General features: G+C 59.6%; 24 protein-coding genes and 1 tRNA gene. 8 read left to right on the forward strand and 17 right to left on the reverse strand.

Features of this window, described 5'->3' with window-relative positions; translation table 11 throughout:
- Positions 1-43: 43 nt before the first annotated feature.
- The 3 genes from plsX to AAID99_RS06305 all read right to left on the reverse strand — a co-directional run bounded on the left by plsX (position 44) and on the right by AAID99_RS06305 (position 2,141).
- Positions 44-1,138, reverse strand: a complete 1,095-nt coding sequence (gene plsX, locus AAID99_RS06295) for a phosphate acyltransferase PlsX (RefSeq protein ID WP_188426974.1) — start codon at positions 1,136-1,138, stop codon at positions 44-46.
- A gap of 65 nt (positions 1,139-1,203) precedes the next feature.
- Entirely contained in the window at positions 1,204-1,407 is a 204-nt protein-coding gene (gene rpmF / locus AAID99_RS06300; protein ID WP_023977526.1) for a 50S ribosomal protein L32, read from the reverse strand.
- 137 nt (positions 1,408-1,544) lie between these two features.
- Positions 1,545-2,141 (reverse strand): DUF177 domain-containing protein, encoded by a 597-nt coding sequence (locus AAID99_RS06305; RefSeq protein ID WP_188426975.1) that lies wholly within the window; start codon positions 2,139-2,141, stop codon positions 1,545-1,547.
- A 186-nt stretch (positions 2,142-2,327) separates the two neighbouring features.
- Here AAID99_RS06305 and AAID99_RS06310 point away from each other — a divergent pair, with 186 nt between their 5' ends.
- Positions 2,328-2,900 (forward strand): outer membrane protein assembly factor BamE, encoded by a 573-nt coding sequence (locus tag AAID99_RS06310; RefSeq protein ID WP_188426977.1) that lies wholly within the window; start codon positions 2,328-2,330, stop codon positions 2,898-2,900.
- 112 nt (positions 2,901-3,012) lie between these two features.
- Here the strand turns inward: AAID99_RS06310 and AAID99_RS06315 are convergent, their stop codons facing one another.
- Genes AAID99_RS06315 through def form a run of 4 tightly spaced genes read right to left on the reverse strand, consistent with a single transcriptional unit; the run spans position 3,013 to position 6,072 of the window.
- Positions 3,013-4,359 carry an ATP-binding protein gene (locus AAID99_RS06315; RefSeq protein WP_188426979.1) on the reverse strand — a complete coding sequence of 449 codons (1,347 nt, stop codon included), beginning with the start codon at positions 4,357-4,359 and terminating at the stop codon, positions 3,013-3,015.
- 10 nt (positions 4,360-4,369) lie between these two features.
- The gene (locus tag AAID99_RS06320; RefSeq protein ID WP_188426981.1) at positions 4,370-5,059 is read right to left on the reverse strand and encodes a response regulator; all 690 of its coding nucleotides are present in this window, start codon (positions 5,057-5,059) and stop codon (positions 4,370-4,372) included.
- Positions 5,056-5,538, reverse strand: coding sequence for a MarR family winged helix-turn-helix transcriptional regulator (locus AAID99_RS06325; protein WP_188426983.1), 483 nt, complete (start codon positions 5,536-5,538; stop codon positions 5,056-5,058). The genes AAID99_RS06320 and AAID99_RS06325 overlap by 4 nt, the downstream gene beginning before the upstream one ends.
- Positions 5,539-5,541: 3 nt before the next feature.
- Positions 5,542-6,072 (reverse strand): peptide deformylase, encoded by a 531-nt coding sequence (def, locus tag AAID99_RS06330; RefSeq protein WP_498493443.1) that lies wholly within the window; start codon positions 6,070-6,072, stop codon positions 5,542-5,544.
- A gap of 221 nt (positions 6,073-6,293) precedes the next feature.
- Here def and rpsU point away from each other — a divergent pair, with 221 nt between their 5' ends.
- Entirely contained in the window at positions 6,294-6,497 is a 204-nt protein-coding gene (gene rpsU / locus AAID99_RS06335) for a 30S ribosomal protein S21 (protein ID WP_007283570.1), read from the forward strand.
- Positions 6,498-6,669: 172 nt separating this feature from the next.
- On the opposite strand, the gene AAID99_RS06340 is transcribed toward rpsU, so the two are convergent.
- From AAID99_RS06340 to AAID99_RS06355, 4 genes are all read right to left on the reverse strand, one after another.
- Positions 6,670-8,796 carry a prolyl oligopeptidase family serine peptidase gene (locus tag AAID99_RS06340; RefSeq protein WP_498493444.1) on the reverse strand — a complete coding sequence of 709 codons (2,127 nt, stop codon included), beginning with the start codon at positions 8,794-8,796 and terminating at the stop codon, positions 6,670-6,672.
- An 85-nt stretch (positions 8,797-8,881) separates the two neighbouring features.
- Entirely contained in the window at positions 8,882-10,342 is a 1,461-nt protein-coding gene (locus tag AAID99_RS06345) for an ArnT family glycosyltransferase (RefSeq protein ID WP_498493445.1), read from the reverse strand.
- Complete coding sequence (locus tag AAID99_RS06350) at positions 10,311-11,402, reverse strand: glycosyltransferase family 2 protein (RefSeq protein WP_188426989.1); 1,092 nt, start codon at positions 11,400-11,402, stop codon at positions 10,311-10,313. Before AAID99_RS06350 ends, AAID99_RS06345 begins: the two co-directional genes overlap by 32 nt.
- Positions 11,399-11,956 carry an Lrp/AsnC family transcriptional regulator gene (locus tag AAID99_RS06355; RefSeq protein WP_498493446.1) on the reverse strand — a complete coding sequence of 186 codons (558 nt, stop codon included), beginning with the start codon at positions 11,954-11,956 and terminating at the stop codon, positions 11,399-11,401. Before AAID99_RS06355 ends, AAID99_RS06350 begins: the two co-directional genes overlap by 4 nt.
- A gap of 153 nt (positions 11,957-12,109) precedes the next feature.
- On the opposite strand from AAID99_RS06355, the gene trxB reads away from it, so the two are divergent.
- Both trxB and AAID99_RS06365 read left to right on the forward strand, forming a co-directional pair.
- The gene (trxB, locus tag AAID99_RS06360; protein ID WP_498493448.1) at positions 12,110-13,066 is read left to right on the forward strand and encodes a thioredoxin-disulfide reductase; all 957 of its coding nucleotides are present in this window, start codon (positions 12,110-12,112) and stop codon (positions 13,064-13,066) included.
- 177 nt (positions 13,067-13,243) lie between these two features.
- Entirely contained in the window at positions 13,244-14,134 is an 891-nt protein-coding gene (locus tag AAID99_RS06365; RefSeq protein WP_188426996.1) for a LysR family transcriptional regulator, read from the forward strand.
- Between the two features lie 76 nt (positions 14,135-14,210).
- Here AAID99_RS06365 and AAID99_RS06370 read toward each other — a convergent pair whose 3' ends face one another.
- The 3 genes from AAID99_RS06370 to AAID99_RS06380 form a co-directional block, all read right to left on the reverse strand.
- Positions 14,211-14,507 (reverse strand): integration host factor subunit beta, encoded by a 297-nt coding sequence (locus tag AAID99_RS06370; protein ID WP_188426998.1) that lies wholly within the window; start codon positions 14,505-14,507, stop codon positions 14,211-14,213.
- A 69-nt stretch (positions 14,508-14,576) separates the two neighbouring features.
- The gene (gene sppA, locus AAID99_RS06375) at positions 14,577-15,521 is read right to left on the reverse strand and encodes a signal peptide peptidase SppA (RefSeq protein ID WP_188427000.1); all 945 of its coding nucleotides are present in this window, start codon (positions 15,519-15,521) and stop codon (positions 14,577-14,579) included.
- Positions 15,522-15,608: 87 nt separating this feature from the next.
- On the reverse strand, positions 15,609-16,100 hold the full coding sequence (locus AAID99_RS06380; protein ID WP_188427002.1) for a Ros/MucR family transcriptional regulator: 492 nt from the start codon (positions 16,098-16,100) through the stop codon (positions 15,609-15,611).
- A gap of 935 nt (positions 16,101-17,035) precedes the next feature.
- Between AAID99_RS06380 and AAID99_RS06385 the strand changes: the two genes are divergently transcribed.
- Positions 17,036-19,198 (forward strand): FUSC family protein, encoded by a 2,163-nt coding sequence (locus AAID99_RS06385; protein WP_229719852.1) that lies wholly within the window; start codon positions 17,036-17,038, stop codon positions 19,196-19,198.
- On the forward strand, positions 19,195-20,517 hold the full coding sequence (guaD, locus tag AAID99_RS06390) for a guanine deaminase (RefSeq protein WP_498493450.1): 1,323 nt from the start codon (positions 19,195-19,197) through the stop codon (positions 20,515-20,517). Before AAID99_RS06385 ends, guaD begins: the two co-directional genes overlap by 4 nt.
- A 12-nt stretch (positions 20,518-20,529) precedes the next feature.
- Here the strand turns inward: guaD and AAID99_RS06395 are convergent, their stop codons facing one another.
- The 3 genes from AAID99_RS06395 to AAID99_RS06405 all read right to left on the reverse strand — a co-directional run bounded on the left by AAID99_RS06395 (position 20,530) and on the right by AAID99_RS06405 (position 22,223).
- Positions 20,530-21,492, reverse strand: a complete 963-nt coding sequence (locus tag AAID99_RS06395; protein WP_229719853.1) for an alpha/beta hydrolase — start codon at positions 21,490-21,492, stop codon at positions 20,530-20,532.
- A gap of 24 nt (positions 21,493-21,516) precedes the next feature.
- The gene (locus AAID99_RS06400; RefSeq protein WP_188427006.1) at positions 21,517-21,861 is read right to left on the reverse strand and encodes a zinc ribbon domain-containing protein YjdM; all 345 of its coding nucleotides are present in this window, start codon (positions 21,859-21,861) and stop codon (positions 21,517-21,519) included.
- A 272-nt stretch (positions 21,862-22,133) separates the two neighbouring features.
- A tRNA-Ser gene (locus tag AAID99_RS06405) sits at positions 22,134-22,223 on the reverse strand.
- A gap of 266 nt (positions 22,224-22,489) precedes the next feature.
- Here AAID99_RS06405 and rplU point away from each other — a divergent pair.
- On the forward strand, positions 22,490-22,804 hold the full coding sequence (gene rplU, locus AAID99_RS06410; protein ID WP_188427008.1) for a 50S ribosomal protein L21: 315 nt from the start codon (positions 22,490-22,492) through the stop codon (positions 22,802-22,804).
- Positions 22,805-22,832: 28 nt separating this feature from the next.
- Positions 22,833-23,099 carry a 50S ribosomal protein L27 gene (rpmA, locus tag AAID99_RS06415; RefSeq protein WP_025840841.1) on the forward strand — a complete coding sequence of 89 codons (267 nt, stop codon included), beginning with the start codon at positions 22,833-22,835 and terminating at the stop codon, positions 23,097-23,099.
- The last annotated feature ends 86 nt before the right edge of the window (positions 23,100-23,185 follow it).

A 23,185-nucleotide genomic window follows, 5' to 3' on the forward strand; every position in this document is an offset into this window, starting at 1 on the left:
AGCAGGGCCGAGGCCACAGCCAGCCACTCCCTCACCACGCCTGTCAGGCTGCCGTGACGGACGAAGCTAGCTCGCCTTCAGAATCGGAAGAAGCCATCAGAGCCTCAACCTGGCGAAGACGCTCGCGAATTTTCTCGTTGATCGAATGGGTCACCGCATCCATTGCGACATCAATCGCCGCGGCAAAGCCTTCGGCATCGGCGCCACCATGCGACTTGACCACGATACCGTTCAACCCGACGAAAACAGCGCCATTATAGCGGCGCGGGTCGATCCATTCCTTCATGCGTTCCAGTCCGGGGCGCACGAGAAGATAGCCGATACGGGTCAGAAGATTGGTCTTGAACACGCGCTGAAGCAGCATCGAAACGAGCTTGAGCGCGCCTTCACCGGTCTTGAGGGCGATATTGCCCGAAAAACCGTCAGTCACCACAACGTCGGTTGTGCCCGCCGTAATGTCGTGACCCTCAACAAAACCATGGAACTGGGACGAGAGAGGCGATTCGCGCAGGATCTCTGCTGCGGCGCGCAGACGCTCATCGCCCTTGAGTTCTTCGGCACCGACATTCAGAAGGCCGATGCTCGGAGCAGGAAGCCCCAGAACCGCCTTGGCAAAGGCCTCACCCATGACGGCAAACTCGACGAGATTGCGGGTGTCACAGGCGATATTCGCCCCGAGATCGAGCATGACCACATCGCCACGAGCCGACGGATTGACCGCAGCCATGGCCGGGCGCGTGATGCCGGGCAGGGTTTTGAGAACGATCTTGGCCAGGGCGAGCATGGCGCCGCTATTACCGGCAGACACCACGCCGCCAGCCTCACCTGACGCAACGGCGTCGATGGCCATACGCAGCGACGAGTCACGCAGACGCAGCGCCGCAGTCGGCTTCATTTCCATAGAGATGGATGATGGAGCGTGGCGGATCTCGCAGATGCGCTGCGCCTTGGGGAAGCGCGCAAGCTGCGGACGCAGAACGGCCTCGTCACCAACCAGCAGAATTTTTGCCGAGGGATGTCGATCGGCTGCGCGATCCAAACCGGCCAGAACGATTTCCGGGGCATGATCCCCGCCCATCGCATCGATAGCCAAACAATAAGGCGCAGCCTGGCTGGCCGTCGCATTCAGGTCAGTCATGCTCCGCCCCGCGTCTCATTTCAAACAAGAGGAGCCAGCCTGAAAGAGACCGGCTCCATCGAGCCTCAAACGCGAACGGTCGTCTTGAGCGTCTTGCCGGAAGCAACGACTTCACGACCGTCGTAATGACCGCAATGCGCGCAGACGTGGTGCGGACGCTTCAGCTCTCCGCAGTTGCTGCATTCAGCATGAGCCTGAACGGTCAGGGCGTGGTGGCTGCGACGCATGCCCATGCGGGACGGCGTGGTCTTTCTTTTGGGGACGGCCATGGCAGGAGCCTCTTTCTTCTTAGATCGCTCCCGCTTTTGGTCGCCATTCGACCGCAGCAGGAAACGATGCTGTTCACTATGATCAGGCGGGCGGCTCTAGCAGACCCGCAGCCGGGTCGCAAGCATCCTGTGCATTTCTAGCTCAGATCCGTCTTTTTTTTGGGGAGAGACAGACCGGCCAGGGCACCGAACGGGTTTGGTCGGCCACCTGCTTCATCTTCGGCTTCCTCTGCCGTCTCACGGGGGGCTTCGTCAACCGCATTTTCAAGGGCAGCGCCCGGCTTGCGTGGATAGGCAGGCAGCATCAGGGCCAGTTGCTCTGCAGCAATCTCACCCAGATCGAGCGCATTCCCCTCATAGGGAATCTCGTCAATCGCCTCGAGATCGGACGCCGTCTCTTCGGAAAAACGTCGGCTCGGCACGAGGCGCACGGCAAAGGATTCGTTCAGCGCGTCTTCGAAAACCTCGCCTGTGATGACACATTCGAGGGCCACATGCGCTGTCAGTACGCCTTCGAGCACAAAATGATCGGAAGGCTCGGAAATGACATTGAAGCGGCAAGTGAGCGCGTGCACGGTCGGGATTTCCAGACGCTTTGCCAGAGCCCGGCACTCGGCGTCGCTGGCCTTGATCGTCTCTGTCAGCCCGTCGTGACCGATACGGTTGAGCAGCAGACGGCGTGAGAATTCCGGCTGGGGGGAGTGGGAATGGGAGGTCCCCTGACTGTCGCTCATGACTGAATTCCTGATACTGACGATGAAAAACCCGCAGACGGGCTTTCTTTTCCGAATTGCCTTACCGTCGCTCTCCGCAATATAGAAGAGTTCGATCATCTTGCCATGGCGTCGAAACGCTGTTTCGGTCGTGGTGAAACGATCTCTCGACTTTTTCTCGATCAGTGCAGGACATCATAACCCGCCATGAAGAGCGCCTCCCAGAAGACCTCCCCGCGGCAGAAATCGCATGCGGGTTTTGCGCGCGCCCTGCTCTGCATCGCTCCCCTTGCGCTGGCGGGTTGTTCCGTTTTCAGTCCGATTCCGCAAAATCGCGGATCGCTGATTGAAAAGGACGACTATGCCCAGCTCGTTCCCGGCACCAGCACACGCAACGACGTGACCGATATTCTCGGCTCACCGACGGCACATGCGACTTTCGACGACAACACCTGGATCTATGTCTCCATGGTGACGGTACCGCAGCCTCTCGGCTTTCCGCGTGTGACCAAACAGAATGTTCTTGTGCTGGCATTCGATAATGGTGGCGTTTTGCGCCGCATGGATACGCTGCATCGCAAGAACGGCTACGATGTGGGCATGGTCGGTGAAACCACTCCCACGCCAGGCACCAAGGTCAATGTGCTCCAGCAGCTGCTGGGCAATGTCGGACGCTATAACCCCATGAGCAACATGGGCAGCACCTTCGGCGGCACGCAGGGCCCGCTGGGCGCAGGCGTCGGCACAGGCCATGGCGGCACTGGCAACTCGATCCCCTGATTTTCTGGCGGAGGGATATCCCCCCTCTCCTGTCGACCCGGCTGGGAGCCTCTCCCCGCCGGGTCTTTTTTTGCCGGCTCTGATGACATCAGCCCGAGCCTGATGCCTGTTATCAGCGAGGCAGCTTGAGCACCACGCGCAGGCCGCCCAGCGGGCTGTTACGCAGCACCACGCTGCCGCCATGCGCCGCCATGATGTCACGGGCTATTGTCAGCCCTAGCCCGCTCCCCCCTTCCGGGCCGGACGTGCTGTTGAACGCTCTGAAAACGTCCTTGCGCCGCGACTGGGCAATTCCTGGCCCGTCATCATCAAGGGTGATCTCGATCATCCTGCCCGCCTGACGCAGCGAAAAGCTCATGCGCCCACCATGACGACGCGCATTTTCAGCGAGATTGATCAGCACACGACGTATAGCGTCAGGCCTCACCGGCACGACCAAATTCTGCTCGGCATGAATAGCCAGCACCTCGCCACCTGCCCTCACGGTATCGGCGGCCACGTCGCGTATCAGGGTCGCCAGATCGGTGGGCACAGGCTCTTCCTCCCCCTCTCCGCGCGCGAAGGAGAGATAGCTGCCGATCAACCGCTCCATCTCGGCAATATCAGCCACCATGTCGTCAATATCAGGACGCAGTTCCTGAGCCTCGACACTGCCCTCGACCGGCATCATGGCCAGCGTCAGGCGCAGCCTTGTCAGGGGTGTGCGCAGATCATGCGACACACCGGCCAGCACCGCCGTACGTTGGGCGACAAAGCGATTAACCCGCGCCTGCATGCGATTGAAAGCCAGGGCGGCCTTACGCACCTCCAGCGCGCCCTGAGGGCGGATCGGGCCGTCATCGCGCCCAAGGCCGAAATTTTCGGCTGCCTTGGCCAGACGACGGACGGCACGCACCTGCTTTCCAACGAAAAGACCAGCGACGATGAAAAGCAGGATGGCACTCCCGACCTCCCACGCAACGAAAAGCCAGATCGGCCCAACATCAAGGCGCTTGCGCGGCACAATCACATCGAGCACGCCATCACGCAGTGGGATTTCGAGCCTGACGCCCTGTTTCGTCGCTTTCCAGTCGATATAGCAGGGCGCGTCAAAGACCCGCCTGACGGCGTTGGTCAGATCCTCATCCATTGGCCCAAGCACGAAAGGCGCATTTTTGGTCGTGAGCGTCTCGCCGGGATGGAAATCGATTTCGAGCTGGGTACGCCAGCGTGCCTGCGTGACCAGCCAGTCGCGCTGGGCAGGCATGTGTTCGACCGAATCCACGATGAAGGAGAGATCCGACACCACGCCATCGGCCAGCCGACGCGACACGACATTCAGATAATTGCCGTAAAAGAGCTGCAGGGCCACAATCTGCGTGATCAGGAGCGGCATCAGCACGATCAGCAGCGAGCGCCCCTGAAAGGAACGCGGCAGCAGCCGTCTGATCACACGCTCCGTTAGACGGGCGACCCGCATGATGTCCCTCTCAGCTACCGGGCTTCAGCACGTAGCCTTTGCCCCTGACAGTCTGGAGAAAGCGAGGCTCTTTCTGATCGGGCTCGATGCGTCGACGTAGACGCGTCACCTGCACATCGACCGCACGCTCGCCGATCTCGTCCATGCCCAGCGCCTCGGCAATGACCTCTCGCGACATGATTTCACCGGGTGTACGTGTCAGAACCCCCAGAAGGGCGGCTTCACCGCTGGTGAGATGCACGATACCCTCCGGCCCACTCAAAAGATTGCGCCCCGTATCGAATTCAAGCTTGCCCAGACGCAGCAGACGCGGCGCGCTGCTGGGCCGTGGCACATGGCGGCGCAGATGGGCCTGCAGACGCAGCAGAAGCTCTCTGGGTTCGAAGGGCTTGCCCAGATAATCATCGGCACCCGATTCCAGCCCGATGATCCGGTCTGCGGGTTCGCCCCGGGCTGTCAGGAGAATGATCGGAAACACCTGCCCCTTCTCTCGCAGCGACCGTGTCAGGCTGAGCCCGTCTTCGCCGGGCATCGTGATATCCGCCACCATCGCATCTGGCTGGGTGACAGCCAGTATCTTGCGCGCCGCCTCGGCATCCATCGCCGTGGTGATGCGAAAACCGTTTTCAGACAGAAACCGCTGCAACAGCCGCAGCAGGCGTGCGTCGTCATCGACGACGAGAACATGCGATTCGTTCATGTCATGCCTCCCTCACCCTGCAGGGTCGCGAGCACACGGCGGAAACCTTCCACCGCCTGTCCCCCCGACGCCCTGTAGGCAAGTGTCATACGATCACGCAGGGCCGCAAAGATTTCCTCTTCGATCGCGCTGCCCTGTGCGGTGAGATGCAGGCGCTTCACGCGCTTGTCGCGCTCATCCGGTCGCTGCTCCAGCAGCCCGCGCGCCACAAGGTCCTGAAGCACGCGGTTCAGGCTCTGCTTGGTAATGTTCAGACGCCGCAGCAGGGCGCTCATGGTCAGTCCCTGATGGGTAGAGACCAGGAACATTACCCTGTGATGTGCCGAACCAAGCTGGTGATCGCGCTGGAAAGGGTCGCATGTCGCACTCAGTTCGCGCCAGGCCAGCAGCATCGCCTCATAAGTCAGGCGTATCTGCTCTTCACGCAGATAGAGATGCGCCTGCCCCGGCGCATCACGTGTGCCTCGCAAGCCGGACATGACTCAATCCTCGCTGTCGCGTGGGGCTGTCAGCTCATCGGCATAGCCGAAACTGCCGAAATCCCTGATGCGCATGGTGTAGAGAACACCATTGAGATGATCGAATTCATGCTGCAGCACATTGGCGTGAAAGCCGCGCGCCTCGCCGCTGATCAACGAGCCGTCGAGATCGAGCCCCTTATAAGCGACGACGGCATGGCGCGGCACCACCCCTCGCAGCAGCGGCAGTGAGAGGCACCCCTCGGTGCACTGCATGATGGCATCGCCGACCGGCGTGATTTCGGGGTTGATGAGCACGCGAGGCGGAATCGGCATCTCACCCTCGGCACAGCGCTGCTCGGGAACATGATAAACAAAAAGACGCAAGGATTTGTGAACCTGCGGCGCGGCGAGCCCGGCCCCACGGGAATCAAGCATCGTTTCGATCATGTCGGAAACAAGTTGCCTTACGGATAAAGAATGAACATCTTCAACCGGTTGCGCTGTCTGGAGCAATACCGGGTGCCCCATTCGCGCGATTTTCAGCAACGCCATTTAATCACCTTGTCCTTCACCGACTGAAAAAGTTTCGGTCCAGAACTGCATCGTGACATGAATAATTTTCGGACGATACTGCTCAAACCGTTTGTGTCCTCTTCAAAACCTGTGCTAAGGCGGCGGCCTCTTTGGAACGCACTGCCATCGGTATCGCGTTCCTGGCATCGCATTTACAAACAAGACCATGATCCCATGGTCGGACAGGAGATGGCAGACCCGTGCAGGTTCTGGTTCGTGACAACAATGTTGATCAGGCGCTCAAGGCGCTAAAGAAGAAGATGCAGCGCGAAGGCGTTTTCCGCGAGATGAAGCTGCGTCGCCACTTCGAGAAGCCCTCCGAGCGTCGCGCTCGTGAAGCGGCAGAAGCGGTTCGCCGCGCCCGCAAGATGGAGCGCAAGCGCCTGGAGCGTGAAGGCTTCTAATCAGCCTGCCTCCACGGCAAACAGATCAACCGCCGTTTTCACGGCGGTTTTTTTGTGCCCGGATGATTCCCTTCATCTCTCGGTCATAAACGTCTGCAAGATCCATAGACCGAACGGGGCAGTGAGCCTGCAGCTCCCTGCCCCGTTTCCTGTTATCAGGCCAATCCCTGCTTCAGTGTTTGGATGCGGCATCCTGATCGATCAGGCTCCGGAAGAGATAGACCGCCTCAAGAGCGCGCTCATGGGCAATCTCCCGTGCATTGACCGTCCCGGCATGGCCGCCCTCGGTATCCTCATAATAGAAGAAGGGCTTGCCCAGCTCGGCGAGACGCGCGGCAAAGAGCCGCGCATGAACCGGTCCGACGCGATCATCCTTGGTCGAGGTAAAGATGAAGGGCACCGGATAGGCGACGTCCTTCTTCAGCTGTTGCAGGGGCGAGATACGCTTCAGGAAGGGGCTTTCAGCCGGATCGGCCATATGCCCGTATTCCGCCGCCCAGGAGGCCCCTGCGGCCATGGTCTCGAAATTCTCCATGTCGAGCAGCGGAACACCGATAATCACGGCTTTCCACAGTTCAGGATGCTGGGTGAATTCCACCCCCATCAGCAGACCGCCATTGGAGCGGCCGCGAATGCCCAGATGGTCTTTGTCTGCGATATGACGGGTGGCGAGATCGCGCCCGATTGCAGCAAAATCATCATAGGCGTGCTGACGCCCTGACTTCATGGCCGCCTCGTGCCAGGCAGGGCCAAACTCCCCACCGCCACGGATATTGCCGACAACGTAAACGCCACCATGCTCAAGCCAGGTCTTGCCGATATCGGCGTAATAGGTTGGCAGGTAAGAGAGATCGAACCCGCCATAGGCTGTGAACAGCACCGGGTTGTGGTCATCCATCTTCCAGTCGCGACGATGGGTTACGAAATACGGGATCTCGACCCCATCGCTCGATTTCACCCAGAACTGCTCGGTTTTCAGCCCCTTGGCGTCGAACAGGGCGGGAGTCGTCTTGATCTTTCTGGACGAGCCATCGGCAGAGTCGAAGCTCCAGAGCTCTGGCGGAATGATATAGCCTTCGACGCGCAGATAGGCGTGGCTGACCGAGGGCGACGAGGATTGCAGCGTCGCCGAACTCATGCGCGGGAGGATGAAATATTTCTCCTGCCAGCTGCCGTTTTTTCCCGTCGGGCTGTAGAGCCTAACCGAAGGTTGCACATCCCTGTAAACGACAGCGATCACCCCCTTTGACGTAACGCCGATATCGGCTGTCGTCTCGCTTTTGTCAGGGGCGAAGACAAGGACAGGCGCCTTGCCGGGCGCAGCTGGATCGACTGCCACGATGCTGCCCCGCGCGAAATGCGCGCCCGAGACCCAGTCCTGATCGAGACGCAGGATCAGCTTGCCATCGTAAAAGCCGAGATAGCCGATTTTCTGCGGCAGGGCGATCTGGGTCAGGCTGCCCGTCGCAGGATCATAGACACGGTATTCGCTTCTGAAGAAATCGAGGTTGCGCTGGATGATGGCGATCTGACGACCGGTCTGGTCATGCATCACCTGAGGTTCGACAATCATGTCACCCTCATCACCACGATAGATTTCCTTCGCGGCTTCCAGGGGCTGGCCTCGCTTCACAAGGCGCACGCTGAAGGGGTAACCCGAGCGCGTCATGCTTCCTGCGCCCCAGTCACGCGATACAAGAAGCGTATCGCGATCAAGCCAGGTCACACGCTGCTTCGAGCGAGGCAGATCAAACCCGTCTGCAACAAAGCTGTTGGTCGTCGTGTCGAATTCTCGATAGACCGCCGCGTCTTCGCCCGAGAGGGACAAGGCTATCAGGCAACGCCTGGCCTCAGGCTCGAGGCAATCGGCACCCTGGAAAACCCAGTCCTTTTTCTCCTGCCTCGAGAGGGCATCGAGATCGATTGCCGTTTTCCAGACAGGTGAAGGCTGCGCGTAGGAGGCCTCGCTGGCAACACGCCACACTCCCTTGGGATGGGCGGCGTCCTGCCAGAAATTCCAGATCTGCCCGCCCTGCAGATCAGGCAGAGGCAGACGCCCCGGCGCCTGCTCGACCTTGAGCACCGCATCGTAAAAACGTTGATAACGCGGATCAGACTGCAGAACGGAAGCGCTGCGGCTGTTCTGGGCGCGCACCCAGTCCAGAGCCTCTTTTCCCTCGACCTGTTCCAGCACGGTGCGCGATGGCACTGCAGCAGGGTCGGCCTTGGCCTGAAGCGGCACCAATCCGATCAGGGATGTGCAGACAAGCGATGTCATCGCCAACAGAATGCGCCTCATGACTCTCTCCTCGTGGAAATCCCGAAGAGCCTAGAGCAGCCATTCGATGAGGGAAACAGGCGTTCTGCACCTGTTTCCGATCACGTCAGGGCAGTCTGTACATCTGCATATCGGCAGGAAGTGTCAGCGGAATCAGCTTGTAGCAGACCATGGGCGCATTACGCAGCATGCGGCAGAAGCGACGCTGGTCCTGTGCCCCCAGCCAGGACGCCGGGAGGTCGGGCTGCTCGGTATCGCGCAGAACGAGCATGGCGCGCTCAGGATGCTGAAGCGCGCGACCAAGATACGCCCAGCGCTTGTCATAGCTGAACAGGGCATGAGCCGGATCATGATAGGCGATGATGGTCGCCAATGCGTAGTCGCCGGCCACAAGCGATACGTCGTCAGGAAGTGCTTCGCGCAGACGATGCGTCAGACCGGACCAGTCCGCCGTCTGGCGCGCAATGACATCATGATGCGCAGAGAGCCTGAGCGGAGAAAAGATGCCCTGTATCGTGACAAGCCCGGTCAGGATCAGCCCCAAAGCGCAAGCCAGACCAATGCGTCGCCCCGTTGCAGCAGCAGCAAGAGAGGCTGCGGGATAGAGCACGACCGGCCAGTTGGCCTGCACGCGTCCGCCAAAGGCATGCTGCACGAACACAGCGACCGGCACCACGCAAAGGCAGGCCAGCAGACGTGCGACACTATCATCGCCCGCGCGCCTCAGACACCAGACCAGCCCGAGGCAGAACAGGATGAAGATGATCGGCGTGGCAAGACCGATCTGCCCTCCGGCCAGCTCAGCCAGAAAATTCAGGGCGCGCAAGGGATGCCAGTCCCCTGCCCGGCCGCCCTGCTTGGCGAAACTCGCCCAGTGATGCGCCGCATTCCAGAGCAGAACCGGAGCAATCGTCAACAATCCGGACAGGATCCCACCCAGAATCCAGCCCCAGTGGCGACGTATGGAAGGCGTTGCCAATGCCCAGAGACCGCACCCCAGACCGGGAAGCACGGCTGTGTATTTACTGTCGAAGGCGAGACCCAGAAACACGCCAATGGCAAGCCACCAGATGGGCTGACCGGTCCTGATCAGGCGCCCGAGCGACCAGAGCACAAGGGCAAGAAAAAACACGAGAGGCGTGTCAGGCGTGGCTGTGGCTGCCCCCAGGCCGAGCATGAGCGTCGCATTGAGCAGCAATGCGGCGCGATATCCAGCGGCTGGAGAGCCAAGAAGGTCGCGACCGGCCCGGTAGAGTGCCAGTGACCCGAGCAGAGCCGAGACCGGCCCCAGGAACCGGATGCCAAGCGGCCCATTGCCGAAAAGCATCGTGCCCAGCCTGATCCAGAGCGCCACCATAGGTGGATGATCGAGATAGCCGGATTGCAAATGCTGTGACCAAAGCCAGTAATAGGCTTCGTCGGGCGTGACGCCCAACCGGGCTGCCAGAGCAAGACGCAGTAATGTCAGACCAACCAGCAGAACCCAGAAGAACGTGACGGCGCGCTTGTTATCGAGACCGAAAACGCTGAACCCGTCAGCGCCAGACGAGGGTTGAGGCAATCGCATAATTCCAGACCACGCCGATTACGGCACCGGCCGCGCTCGCGCCGCTCCAGTGCCAGTGTGTATCATAAAGAAGCTGCGCCACGCCGATATTGCCGACAGCACCGATCGTGGCGCCGATGACAAAAATGCACAGACCGGGCAGCCAGCGTTTCCCCCTCAGCGGGCGATCGAGATAGGTGATCCGGTTATTGAGCTGAAAATTGACCAGTATGGCGCAAGCCGTGCCGATCACCTGGCTGAGCTGAAAATCGGCACCGCCAAAACGCGACAGCTCAGAAACCACGAGATTGACCGCAATCCCGATCAACCCAACCGTTGCAAAAATGATGAACCGTGTGGGCAGCCAGCCGCCAAAAGCACGCTCGATCAGCATGCCCAGAAACTGCACCATGACCAGAGGGCTGAGCTTGCTCTCACCGGCGACGCGCGGACGAAAAACGAACGGCACCTCGATCAGCCGCGCTGTATCGGGCACGGAAAGCACGATTTCCAGCAGGATCTTGAACCCGGTCCCTGTGAGCTTCGGCACAGCCCGCTCGAAGAGCGGCCGCCTCATCGCAAAAAAACCGCTCATCGGGTCGGTCAGCGTCATCGGCAAGATGCTTTGCGCCAGCCTGATGCCCGCCTGCGACAGCATATGCCGCCAGCGATTGGCCAGACCGCTGCTATCGCCCCCTTCTGCATGGCGGCTCGCAACCGCGATATCAGCGCGGTTTTCGAGCAGCGGCGTCACGAGGTCACGCAAGATGCCCTCATCATGCTGGAGATCGCCATCCATGACGGCAATGACCGGCGCGGTGGACGACAACGCCCCCTCGATCACGGCAGAAGAGAGACCACGACGCCCGACCCGGCGGATGAGCCGTACGCGCGGATCCGTCTGCGCGGCCTGCTCCACCGCGCGTGCCGTGCCGTCGGGAGAATTATCGTCAACGAAAACGATTTCCCATTTCATGCCTTCAAGAGCGCGTTTCACGCCCTCGATAAGCGGCACAACATTGGGGGCCTCATTATAACAGGGAATGACGAGTGTCAGATCCGCAGGAAGCGGCTCGATCATACCGGCACACCGGCTCTGCTGAGGCTGGTGCGGATTGTCTGCAGGGTCTGCACACGCACCACATGATCGAGATCTGTCAGTCTCTTGGTCAGATAGTTCTGATGGGCCGCATCACGGGCCACGAGCCTCACGAGAAAATCGCCACCGCCACGGATCATGTGGCACTCCCGCACCTCAGCCCAGCCGGCAATCTCGGCCTCGAAAGCCTCAAGTACGCTACCTTTCTGGCTCGCGAGCCCGATCAGCGCAAAAAAGGTGAGAGACCAGCCGAGCTTCGACGCATCCACATCGGCATGATAGCCCTCGATGACGCCCACCTCTTCCAGCCGTCTTACGCGTCGCAGGCAAGGTGGGGCCGAGATGCCGGTACGACGCGCCAGTTCCACATTGGTCATGCGACCATCACGTTGGAGCTCCGCCACGATCTGACGATCGATCGGGTCGAGATCGACAATCCCGGAGGCGGAAGGCCCCGGAGCGATTCCCCCCGCAGGCGTATCACCCCGCGACGAACCGGGATGGAAATGGGGGTCTTCTGAGTCGTTGTCAGTCATCGTCACCGTGAGGGTCGGTCAAAACTAGTCGGTTGGCAGGCGCGCCGCATCACCTATATCTGCATCATGACCCAAGAGCCATGTCTCTTGATACATGTCTCTTCACATTGGCTCGGCGCAGCGTTCGCCGGCCCCAGACCGAGGACCCCATCTGTGAGCCAGAGCTTCAAGACCGACCTGCTCGTTATCGGCGCCGGGCCGGCGGGCTATACCGCAGCCATCTATGCCGCCCGCGCCAATCTCAAGCCGATTCTCGTGGCAGGGCTTCAGCCCGGTGGTCAGTTGACCATCACCACCGAAGTCGAAAATTACCCCGGCTTTGCCGAGCCGGTTCAGGGGCCGTGGCTGGTCGAGCAGATGCGTCTGCAGGCCGAGCATGTAGGCACGCAGATCCATTATGACCTGATCACAGAGGCGCATTTCGACCAGAAGACCGAAGACGGTTATTTCACGCTCATCGCCGATTCAGGCGCTATCTATCTGGCCCGCACTGTCGTGATTGCAACCGGCGCCCAGGCCAAATGGCTCGGCCTTCCCTCTGAGGCACGCCTGCAAAGCGGCGGCGTTTCGGCCTGCGCCACCTGTGACGGCTTCTTCTATCGCGGCAAGAAGGTGGCCGTGGTCGGGGGCGGCAACACGGCAGTCGAGGAAGCGCTGTATCTTACTCACCACGCCGATCATGTGACGCTGATCCATCGCCGCGACACGCTGCGCGCCGAGCGCATTCTGCAGGACCGTCTTTTTGCCCATCCCAAGATCACGGTGCTCTGGAACCATGAAGTCGAGGAAATTCTGGGCGAAGGCAAGCCGGAAGTCGTTAGCGGCGTCAGGCTGCGCAATACGCAGGACAGCAGCGAACAAAGTCTTGCCGTAGACGGGGTTTTCGTTGCCATCGGACATAGCCCCAATACCGGGCCGTTCCGCGAGACCCTCGACTGCGACTCCGAAGGCTATATCGTGACCACACCAGGCAGCACCAGGACCTCAGTTCCCGGCGTATTCGCGGCAGGTGACGTGCAGGACAAGAAATTCCGCCAGGCCATTACTGCGGCCGGTACCGGGTGCATGGCCGCACTTGAAGCCGAGCATCTTCTTGCTGGATTGTCGTAAGAGCCAGATCGTTATTCTTGCGTAAGATCTGCTGCATAAAATGACTTGGCAGCGTCAAAGAATGCTGCCAAGTCAATGAAATCAACAATTCATGACCGCATGGGACACTGACAGGCGACCAAGCCTGTCAGGCCTTTTTCTGTCCTGCGGTCGGAGACGAGCTCTAGGAAAGCCGGCATGGACTGGGACAAACTGCGTATCTTCCATGCTGTCGCTGAAGCTGGGTCTTTCACTCATGCCGGAGACAGGCTCAATCTCAGCCAGTCTGCCGTGTCACGCCAGATCTCTGCTCTGGAAGAGACTCTCAACGTGCCGCTGTTTCATCGGCATGCGCGCGGGCTCATCCTGACCGAGCAGGGCGAAACGCTGAACCACACGGTCAGGGAAGTGTTCTCGAAACTCTCCCTTACCCAGGCCTATCTGAGCGAGAGCAAGGTCAAGGCGAAGGGCGAGCTCAAGATCACGACCACCTCAGGCTTTGGGCTGGGCTGGCTCGCGCCGAGGCTTCAGCGTTTTCTGGCGCTTCATCCCGATATCGAAGTCAGCCTCATCATGGAGGACACGGATCTCGATCTGGGCATGAGAGAGGCGGATGTGGCCATACGCATGCACCCGCCCCGTCAGGCCGATCTGATCCAGCGTCATCTCGCGAATTTCCTGATGCCGATCTATTCCAGTCAGGCCTATATCGATCAGCACGGCATGCCGACGAGCATCGCCGAACTGTCCCAGCATCATCTGGTTGGTTTTGCCGGGCTATCGCCGCCTCTGCCCGACGCCTTCTGGCTGCTTGATCTTGTGCGTCGTCAGAGCCACGGATCGGTGCGCAACAAGCTCGAGATCAACAGCTTTCCGGCAATCGCCAGCGCAATCGCCAATGGCGCCGGCATCGGCTCGCTGCCTACCTATCTGGCTCAGGCACATCCCGAACTGGTCCGTATCCTGCCCCACGAGCCGATACCGACCGTGGAAGCTTTTTTCGTCTATCCTGAAGAACTCAAGATGTCGAAGCGCATCACCGTTCTGCGCGATTTCCTGCTGAGCGAAATCCAGAGCGCAAAGCTTTAACGGCGCCTCTCGTCACGCGCCTCTCTGCCAGGCGCGGCATCAAGGCTTGAAGAAGCGGTCGGCCGCCCTTTGGAAGTCAAGTTTTCCGGGTATGGAGACGATTGACCCGTTCACGCAGCTCCTTGCCTGCCTTGAAGAACGGAATCGTCTTCTCGCCGACAGCCACACTCGACCCGGTGCGTGGATTACGTCCCTGACGCGCCTCACGCTTCTTCACGACAAAAGCGCCAAAGCCACGTATCTCGACCCTGTCGCCGCGAGAGAGCGCAGACGAAATCTCCGACAGGATCGTCTGGACGATCAGTTCGATGTCGCGAGCATTCAGGTGAGGATGCACCGCTGAGAGTTCAGCAATGAGTTCTGATTTCGTCATGAAGAAAACTATGCGCTCTCGAAATCGATTGGATGGCCCCTGAGGGCAATCCGGGGACTGTGATCACGGCTACCGTGGCAAAATCGCTACCGCACCGTCAAGCTTCTGATAGGCGGTCAGGGCCTCGACGGCCTGGCCGATGCCAAACCAGTCGCCCCCCAGTTTACGCTGCAGACGACCGAAAAACGAATGAGCAGGCTTTTTGGCCTCGATTGTCCTCAAGGGCAGGTCTTTGCCGTCATGTATCTGGCCATGCAGCCACACCAGCGCCTGGTCTTCATCACCCAGCTGATCGATCAGATGCAGGGGCACTGCCTGACGACCCGTATAGGGACGACCGTCGGCCAGAGCGCGAATATCTTCGACCGGCCGATGACGCCCCTTGGAGACCATGGTCACAAACTGGTCGAAAAGATCGTCGACAATTCCCTGCAGCATGACCCGCCCTTCCGGCTTGAGCGGCACGAAGGGCTGCGACTGATCCTTCATGGCCCCCGAAACGATTGTGTCGGTCGTCAATCCGATTCGACCAAGCAGGCCCGAGGCGTCGGGCCTGATCATGATCACACCGATCGATCCTGTAATCGTCGAGGGGTAGGCAAAGATGCGCTGGGCCGAAACCGCAATCATGTAGCCCGCAGAGGCAGCCGTGCCCTGCATGGAGACCGCAACAGGCTTGTGCGCCGCAAAGGACGCCACAGCATCATGCAAGGCGACACCCCCTGTAACGCCGCCGCCGGGACTATCGATCACAAGCAACAGGCCTCGGATATGCGGATCGCGCTCAGCGCGCTCGATCGCCTCGACCTGAGGACGAACCTGATCGGAAATGACTCCCTTGATCTCGAAACGCGCAATCGCATTGGCAGGCGCATGATGGCGCGCGGGCAGGAAGAGTGCCGCACCCGCAACAACGAGCGCAGCGAGGGCCACCCCTCGCCAGAGCACGAGACGACGACGCTGGTATTGGTTCACGTTACTGGCGTCATCACCCGGTATCGTCTCGTTCGTCATGACCCGTTTCCTCGTGCGGCAATAAAAAAGGCAACTCATCACAGGATGAGTTGCCTTTGAGGTCGAGTCTACTGGGTAAAAGTGGAATCAGGCCTTTTTGGCGCGTCCACGACGAGCCGGACGCTCTTCACCCTCGGTGCCTTCAGCAGCCGAAGCGCGGGCAGCGGCATCGCCACCAGCATTGATCTTGCGACCAAGGCCGATTTCACGAGCCAGATGCGAACGACGCTCGGCGTAGTTCGGTGCCACCAGCGGGTAGTCGCTCGGCAGGCCCCAACGCTCACGATACTGCTCAGGCGTCATGCCATAGGCGCTCTGCAGGTGACGCTTGAGCATCTTCAGCTTCTTACCGTCTTCAAGGCAGACGATGTAATCCGGGAAAACCGAGCGCTTGATCGGCACGGCAGGCTGCGGACGCTCCGGCTCGGGATCTGCCTGACCAGCACCCTGCAGCGCGTTGTATACTTGCTTGATCATCCCCGGGAGCTCTTCGCCAGCCATGGGATTATTTGCAACATGAGATGAAACAATCTGAGCGGTCAGCTCAAGCAGGGCGACGTTGTTTTCAGACTCTGACATTTATTTTCTCTTTGTTAAAGTTTAACTCTTTTAACTGGATCTTTTATACCATCACCTTTGTGAGGTAAATAGGTTTAACGATTTCTTCTTTGGTTTTTATTCTTTTCGGAGTTTCCTGTTAAAGACCCCTAGAATTCACAATGTTCCCTCTGCTTTATCAAGAAAATAAACCCTATTCGCAACAGACCAAAACGATTTTTTCTGACCATTCCGTCAATGCACGTCAAAATACAATAGAACACGTTTGTAAACTTTTTGATAAATCAAGGATAAACGGGATTATTTTTTTATCCACAAAGGAATGTGTCAAAAATTAGGTCAATTACTGAATAATTAACGCATTCTATTCTTTCCCCATTGGCTCACCATACCCGCCTTCTCGTCATTCTGAGTCGCCGTTTTCTATGAGGCGAGATATGGCAACAGCCGGAACTCCCCCTCTTTCCCCGTTTTCTTGAAAACGAGTCGGTTGACTGACGTCGGTTCGTGACAATGGCCCACCCACAATAGAAGCTTCCTTTGCCATACCTTCAGGAGTCACCGCTCGACTGCACTGCATCAAATTGATACTGACGCAACAGGTCGGTAATGAAGTAAGGCCTCGTGTCTAACATCGAGGCGCGCCTCGCGTTCCATAGCCCAGAGGCACAAAGCCCGAGTTTCACACGCGCAGAATAACGGTCGTTAACAAACTTTTCTGCCATGCGCGCCCATTCTCAAGAGCGAAACCGGAGGTGTGACTAGAGCGCTGCGCATTCTTTGCGAGGCGGATGTCAGGGCTCGCGCTATTCTGCGGCTATACCCGAATCGAATTAATGAATGTTTAGATCGTGGGGGCCGCCCCGCGCTTTTCTTCATTCCCGCAGACTGTCATCATGGACACTTCTGTGCCGCATCGGCCTTTTTCAACCGTGTGAATCCCGGTCTTGCCAGTCTTGCGCTTCTTTTCCCGTTTTTCCCTGAACCCCAATTCCTTCGGAAGCGTCTCCCTGTCGCTGCGCCGCAATCGATGGGCGTGGCTTTTTGCTCCCTCCTCGCAGGCGGTCGAGTTTGCCTTGCGCAATACCATCGCCGCCCTCCTGGCTTTGGGCATTGCCATGTGGATGGAGCTCGACAGCCCGATCTGGGCAACAATGACCGTCTGGGCCGTCGCACAGGGCACGCGTGGCGAAAGTCTCTCAAAGGCCAGATGGCGTATCGTTGGAACCGTTATCGGTGCCATTGCGGCAGTCGGTCTTTTCACAGTGTTCCCCCAGCAACCGCTCCTGTTCTTTCTGACACTGGCGCTCTGGATGGGGCTTTGTGCGGGCATTGCGACCTTTGTCAGCAATTTTCGCGCTTATGCCCTCGTCTTGTCGGGCTATACCTGCGCCATCATCGCAATGGGCGCGGTCTACGACCCTGAAAACGTCTTCATGATCGCGGTCTCGCGCTCCACCTATATTGCGCTCGGCGTGATCTGCGAGGCGGCGATGGGCCTCATCTTCGCCACCAGTCAGGAGCGTCAGGCACGGCAGGCCGTGCGTACCAAGCTGCAATCAGCCCTGTCTCTGGTGTCACTCTCGATCGCCGATATTCTCTCTGATGCGGCGACGACCCAGCGCAAGGCGCGCGAGCTTTTCGCCACTATCCTGCGTCTCAACAGCGAAATCGAGTTTGCAGAAATCGAGATGGGGCCGCATGGGCATGAGGGCGACCATGCCCGCGCTGCCCTTGCTGCCGTTTCCATCCTGCTCTCACGAGGCTTCGGCATGGCCGCCCGTCTGGCAGCGCTCTCGCACAGCCATGGCAGTTTTCGAGAAACGTCGCATGACGCCCAGATCTTTCTGCGTGGGCTTGAGGCGCGGCTGAAAGCGCAGGAGCCTGTACAATCCATCCTCGCCGATCTGCATATCCTTATTGAAGATTGCCGCGTTCACGCAGCCCCTTTCATACGATCGGATCAGGAAGAACCCGTTCTGCTCGCCCCGGTCGATGAACGCGTGCTGCATGTTGCACTGGGCGAGCTGCTGAACGATCTCGAGATCGCCATCATCGAATATGATGCCAGCACGCATCTCATTCGTGGCGATCGCTTCCAGTTCCGCCTGCAATCCCATCACGATCCGCGCAACGCAATCAATAACGGCCTGCGCGTGATGGCAGCCATCCTGTTCACGGCGCTGGTCTGGGAGGTCACTGCCTGGCCGAATGGCACCGCCTTCATTTCAATGACCTCCCTGATCTGCGGCTTGTTTGCCACTCAGGAAAATCCGGTTCTTGGCACCACCACCTTTCTCAAGGGAACGATCTGGTCGGTTATTGCGGGAGGGATTCTCACCTTCATTTTCGTGCCGAAATTCGACACGTACGAAATGTTCATCATGGCCTTCGGGCCTGCGATGTTCATCGGCGGTCTTGCCCGGGTCAATGTGCCGACAGCTGGAGCTGCGGCAGCTTACGGGCTTCTGATGCCAAGTATGGTGAATGTGCAGAACCACCACCGGCTTGATGAAATTGCCTTCTTCAACGGAGCAACCTCAACCGTCATGGCAGCCTGCGCCGCCGTTTTGGTCTTTCACACATTCCTGCCTTTCAACCCGCAATCGGAGCGTCTACGCCTGCGCAAGCAGATGCTGGGCGAATTGCGCGCGCTCTGCCATTTGCGCAAGGCACCCGAAACCCGCCTCTGGATCGGCCGCAACATCGATCGCTTTGCCCGGCTTATCCGCCATGCCGGCCCCTCGCCTCTGCCGATTGTCGAGAGCTATCTGCAAGGGACGCTTGCGGTCATGACGATCGGTCTCAATGCGATCAGATTGCGTACCCTTCTTGATCGCGAGCATCTGCCTGTTACTGCACGACGTGCCATCGAGTTGCTTCTCGACCGGATGGAATACACGCGCGACCGCCATGACCGGCCCGCACGCGTTGCCGCTGCCGCTGTACGCCGCCTGCGCGCGCTTGATCGCACCGAGCGCGATCTGGTGACACGGCTCGAACTGATCAGGGGCATTTCCTATCTCGTGGTCATCAGGGATGAGCTGGTGGCCAATGCGGCGTTTCTCGACGAGACCCAGAGCTTCACGAGCCGCTACATTCTGGAGGAGTCGCGATGACGCCCGAACTACCAAGCCTCGCCTTGCGCGGCACGACCCTGCGCTTTGCCGGCAACCCGTTCGACATGCCCCCACAGGATGCCCTGCTGACTGACACTGACGGCCTCGTGGTCATCGAGTCCGGTCGTATCACCGCCATTGGCAACTACGCCGATCTCGCTCGCGACTTGCCGCCGGGCATGCCGGTTACAGATCATCGTGGATGTCTGATCGGGCCCGGCTTCATCGACGCCCATGTGCATTACCCGCAATTCGGCGTCATTGCCTCCTATGGCGAGCAGCTTCTTTCATGGCTCGAACGCTATGTTTTTCCGGAAGAACGCCGCTTTGCCGATCGCGTCTATGCCGGTCAGATTGCCGAGAGCTTTCTCGACAGCCTGCTCGATCATGGCACCACGACAGCGGCGGTCTATTGTACGGTTCACCCTGAATCAGTGGAGGCATTTTTCACGGCCTCGCAAAAGCGCAACACCCGCATGATTGCGGGCAAGGTGCTGATGGATCGCAATGCGCCCGATTATCTGCGCGATACGGCACAAAGCGGCTATGACGAGTCGCGACGCCTTATCGACACCTGGCATGGCACGGGTCGGCAGCTTTACGCCGTCACACCACGCTTTGCGCCAACAAGCACGGAAGAGCAGCTGAACCTTGCCGGTGCGTTGCTCGATACGGCACCGGGCCTGTTCATGCAGACCCATCTGCTCGAAACCGTGCAGGAAGCACGCTGGGTCGAAGCGCTGTTTCCGCATCGCTCCGGTTATCTCGATGTCTATGATCGTGCCGGGCTTGTGCGGCCCCGCAGCATCTTCGGCCATGCCGTGCATGTCACAGAGCAGGATCTCACACGCTGCTCTCATGCGGGCTGTACCCTCGCCCATTGTCCGACATCGAACGCCTTTCTGGGCAGCGGGGCGTTCCGCCTTTTCGATGCCTTGCGCCCGGACCGCCGCGTCGCGGTCGCCCTTGGCACCGATATAGGTGGCGGCAACAGTCTTTCGATGCTGCGCGTGATGAACGATGCCTATACAGCGGCCCAATCACACGGCACGAGCCTGCACCCTGTGCAATCCTACTGGCTGGCCACAGCCGGGGCGGCTCAGGCGCTCGGCCTTGCCCCCCAGATCGGCCAGATCGAACCGGGGGCCGAGGCCGATATCTGCGTGCTGAATCCCATGGCTACCCCTCTCATGGCGCAACGGGCCGAGCGGGCCGAAACCGTGCCGGATCTGCTTTTCGCCTTGTCGATGCTGGGTGACGATCGGGCCATCGAGGCAACCTACGTGATGGGCCGACGCCACAGTCCGCCCTCGCGCTGAAAAATGGCCCTCTCAGGCCATGCCGCGCTCGGTCAGCCAGGCGTGATACCAGTTGGGCCATTCGGATGTGACATGATCGGGCTCTCCCATGCCGAAGCCATGCCCGCCCGTGGGCAGGCGGTGATAATCGACCTCGGTGCCAATCGCCTCACAGGTGCGCGCCATGAGCGCCGCATTATAGGGGCTGGCGATGCGATCATTATCCGCCTGGGCCAGAAAGACCGGCGGATAGCCTGATGTCACATGGCTTTGCACGGACCACAACCGCGCCAAAGCGGGGTCAGAATTCGTGCCGACAAGGTCGCGATGCGTCGCCGTGTGGTCGTACGGCTTTTCCAGCGTGATGACCGGATAGATCAGGGCGGCACCGGCGAGAGGAGCCAGCCTGCCCCCGACCGGCCCGGCGGAGAACGGCCCTGCCCCGGCCCAATGCGTGGCGGTCATCCCCATAAGATGGCCACCAGCCGAAAACCCCAGCAGCGAAACCCGGTCTAGATCGAGATTTTCGGCAGACGCGCGATGCCGGATTAGTGCCAGAGCGCGTCGCGCATCCTGAAGCGGGGCGAGCGGCCCCTCGGCCCAGCCCTCACCCGGAAGGCGATAGACAAGCACGAATGCCGTGATGCCCCGTGCCGTCAGCCATCGTGCCGCTGGATAGGCTTCTCGACGCATGCCGATCCGCTGATAGCCACCGCCAGCCGCCACGAGAACGGCACTGCCATTGGGGCGCTCCGGCCGGAATATCTCCAGCCTTGGCTCACGTATATTATAGAGCGCCCCTGTTGCCGTGGATTGCTCGATTCCTCCTGGCCCGCCCCCACCGGGTGGCGTATCGGGCCAGAGGGCAATCTGATCGGGTGATTGCGAACGCGATGGCCCGTGACAGCCACCAAGCAGGGAAAGCGATCCGGCGAAAGAGGCCGTGAGCAAGGTGCGACGATCCATCCTGGTGGCGCCAAAATGATCACGCGTCATGCTGCCTCCTCTTTCCTGCGGCACCTAGGCCTTGCGGACGAATTCCGACTTGAGGTTCATGGCACCGATGCCCGGTATCTTGCAGGACAGATTATGCCCGTCATGGCCATCGGTAAGACGAACCCCCTTGATCTTGGTGCCGCCCTTGATGACTGAGGACGATCCCTTGACCTTCAGATCCTTGATGATGGTGACGGTATCACCGTCTTCAAGAGGATTTCCATTGGCATCGCGCACCACAGCATCATCCTGAGCGGGGGCGGCACCTTCCGAAATGCTCCATTCGAGGGCACATTCGGGACAGACCCAGAGCCCGCCATCCTGATAGATGTGTTCACAGCCGCATTGCGGGCAAATATCGCTTTTCACGAGTCTGATCGTCCTGTTTTTCTTGCGATGCGTCCATGAAGCAAAACCGCTTTCATGACGGCACCCGACTTGTCATCAGTTCAAAGGCATCAACTGCCTTCCGGATGAGCCCTTCTAGAGTTTCTCGCAGGCAGTGAAAAGCATTCAGCCCCGTGACAGGCACAAATCAGAAATCGCCCACCGATAACGATGTCTGTTCTGATCGACTGACCAGCAATTGATTTGAGCGGGGGGGAAATGACCGGTGACCTGAAGACACCGTTAGACGGGTCTGGCGGAGAGGGTGGGATTCGAACCCACGGTGCCCGTGAAGGCACAACGGTTTTCGAGACCGTCCCAATCGACCACTCTGGCACCTCTCCGTAGCAGGATCACCTGGTCGTGGGCGGCTTATAAGGGGCAGATCGCGCCACGCGCAAGAGGGGGCGTGACGATTCTTTTTGCGATCCCCTTATTTTCCTGCCGTGGCAGCGCGATAAAGATTGACGTCGCCGTGCCGCCTCCTGTAGTGAGCCCCCCTCGCGGGCGTGCTTGCGCGCCGGCCAATAATAAAAAGCGACTGGGCAATGCCGACTGGGGGAAAACCCCGGCAAAATTGCCAAGAGATCGGACTTGAGAGAGTTTACATATGTTCGCAGTCATCCGCACCGGCGGAAAGCAGTATCGCGTCACCCCGCAGGTCACGCTGAAGGTTGAAAAGCTCGAAGCCGAAGCCGGCACGACCATCACCTTCTCCGACGTTCTGGCCGTTGGCTCTGACGCCGGCATCAAGATCGGCGCTCCGCTGGTCCCTGGCGCCACCGTCACGGCAACCGTGATCGCCCAGGACCGCCTGGACACGGTCATCATCTTCAAGAAGCGCCGCCGGCAGAACAGCCGTCGCAAGAACGGTCATCGTCAGCACGTGACCGTCCTGCGCATCGACGCGATCAACGCAGCGTAACTGACGCTAGAGAGAAGGAGAGACCTCCATGGCACAAAAAAAGGCAGGCGGTTCGAGCCGTAACGGACGCGACAGTGCTGGTCGCCGTCTCGGCGTCAAGAAGTTCGGTGGCGAAGCCGTCATCGCTGGCAACATCATCGTTCGCCAGCGCGGCACGAAGATGATGGCCGGTTCGAACGTTGGCGTTGGTCGTGACCACACCCTGTTCGCTCTCGCCGATGGCGCCGTGAAGTTCACGCGCCGCGCCGAAGGCCGCGTCCACGTTTCCGTGACGCTGGCAGAAGCCGCAGAGTAAAGACTGGCCACAACCAGTTGACGGGAGAGGCCGGTCCACTTGGGCCGGCCTTTCTTGTTTAGACCGTTATTTTTGGACGAAGACGA

The sequence above is a fragment of the Asaia sp. Ae19-3 genome (assembly GCF_059801175.1).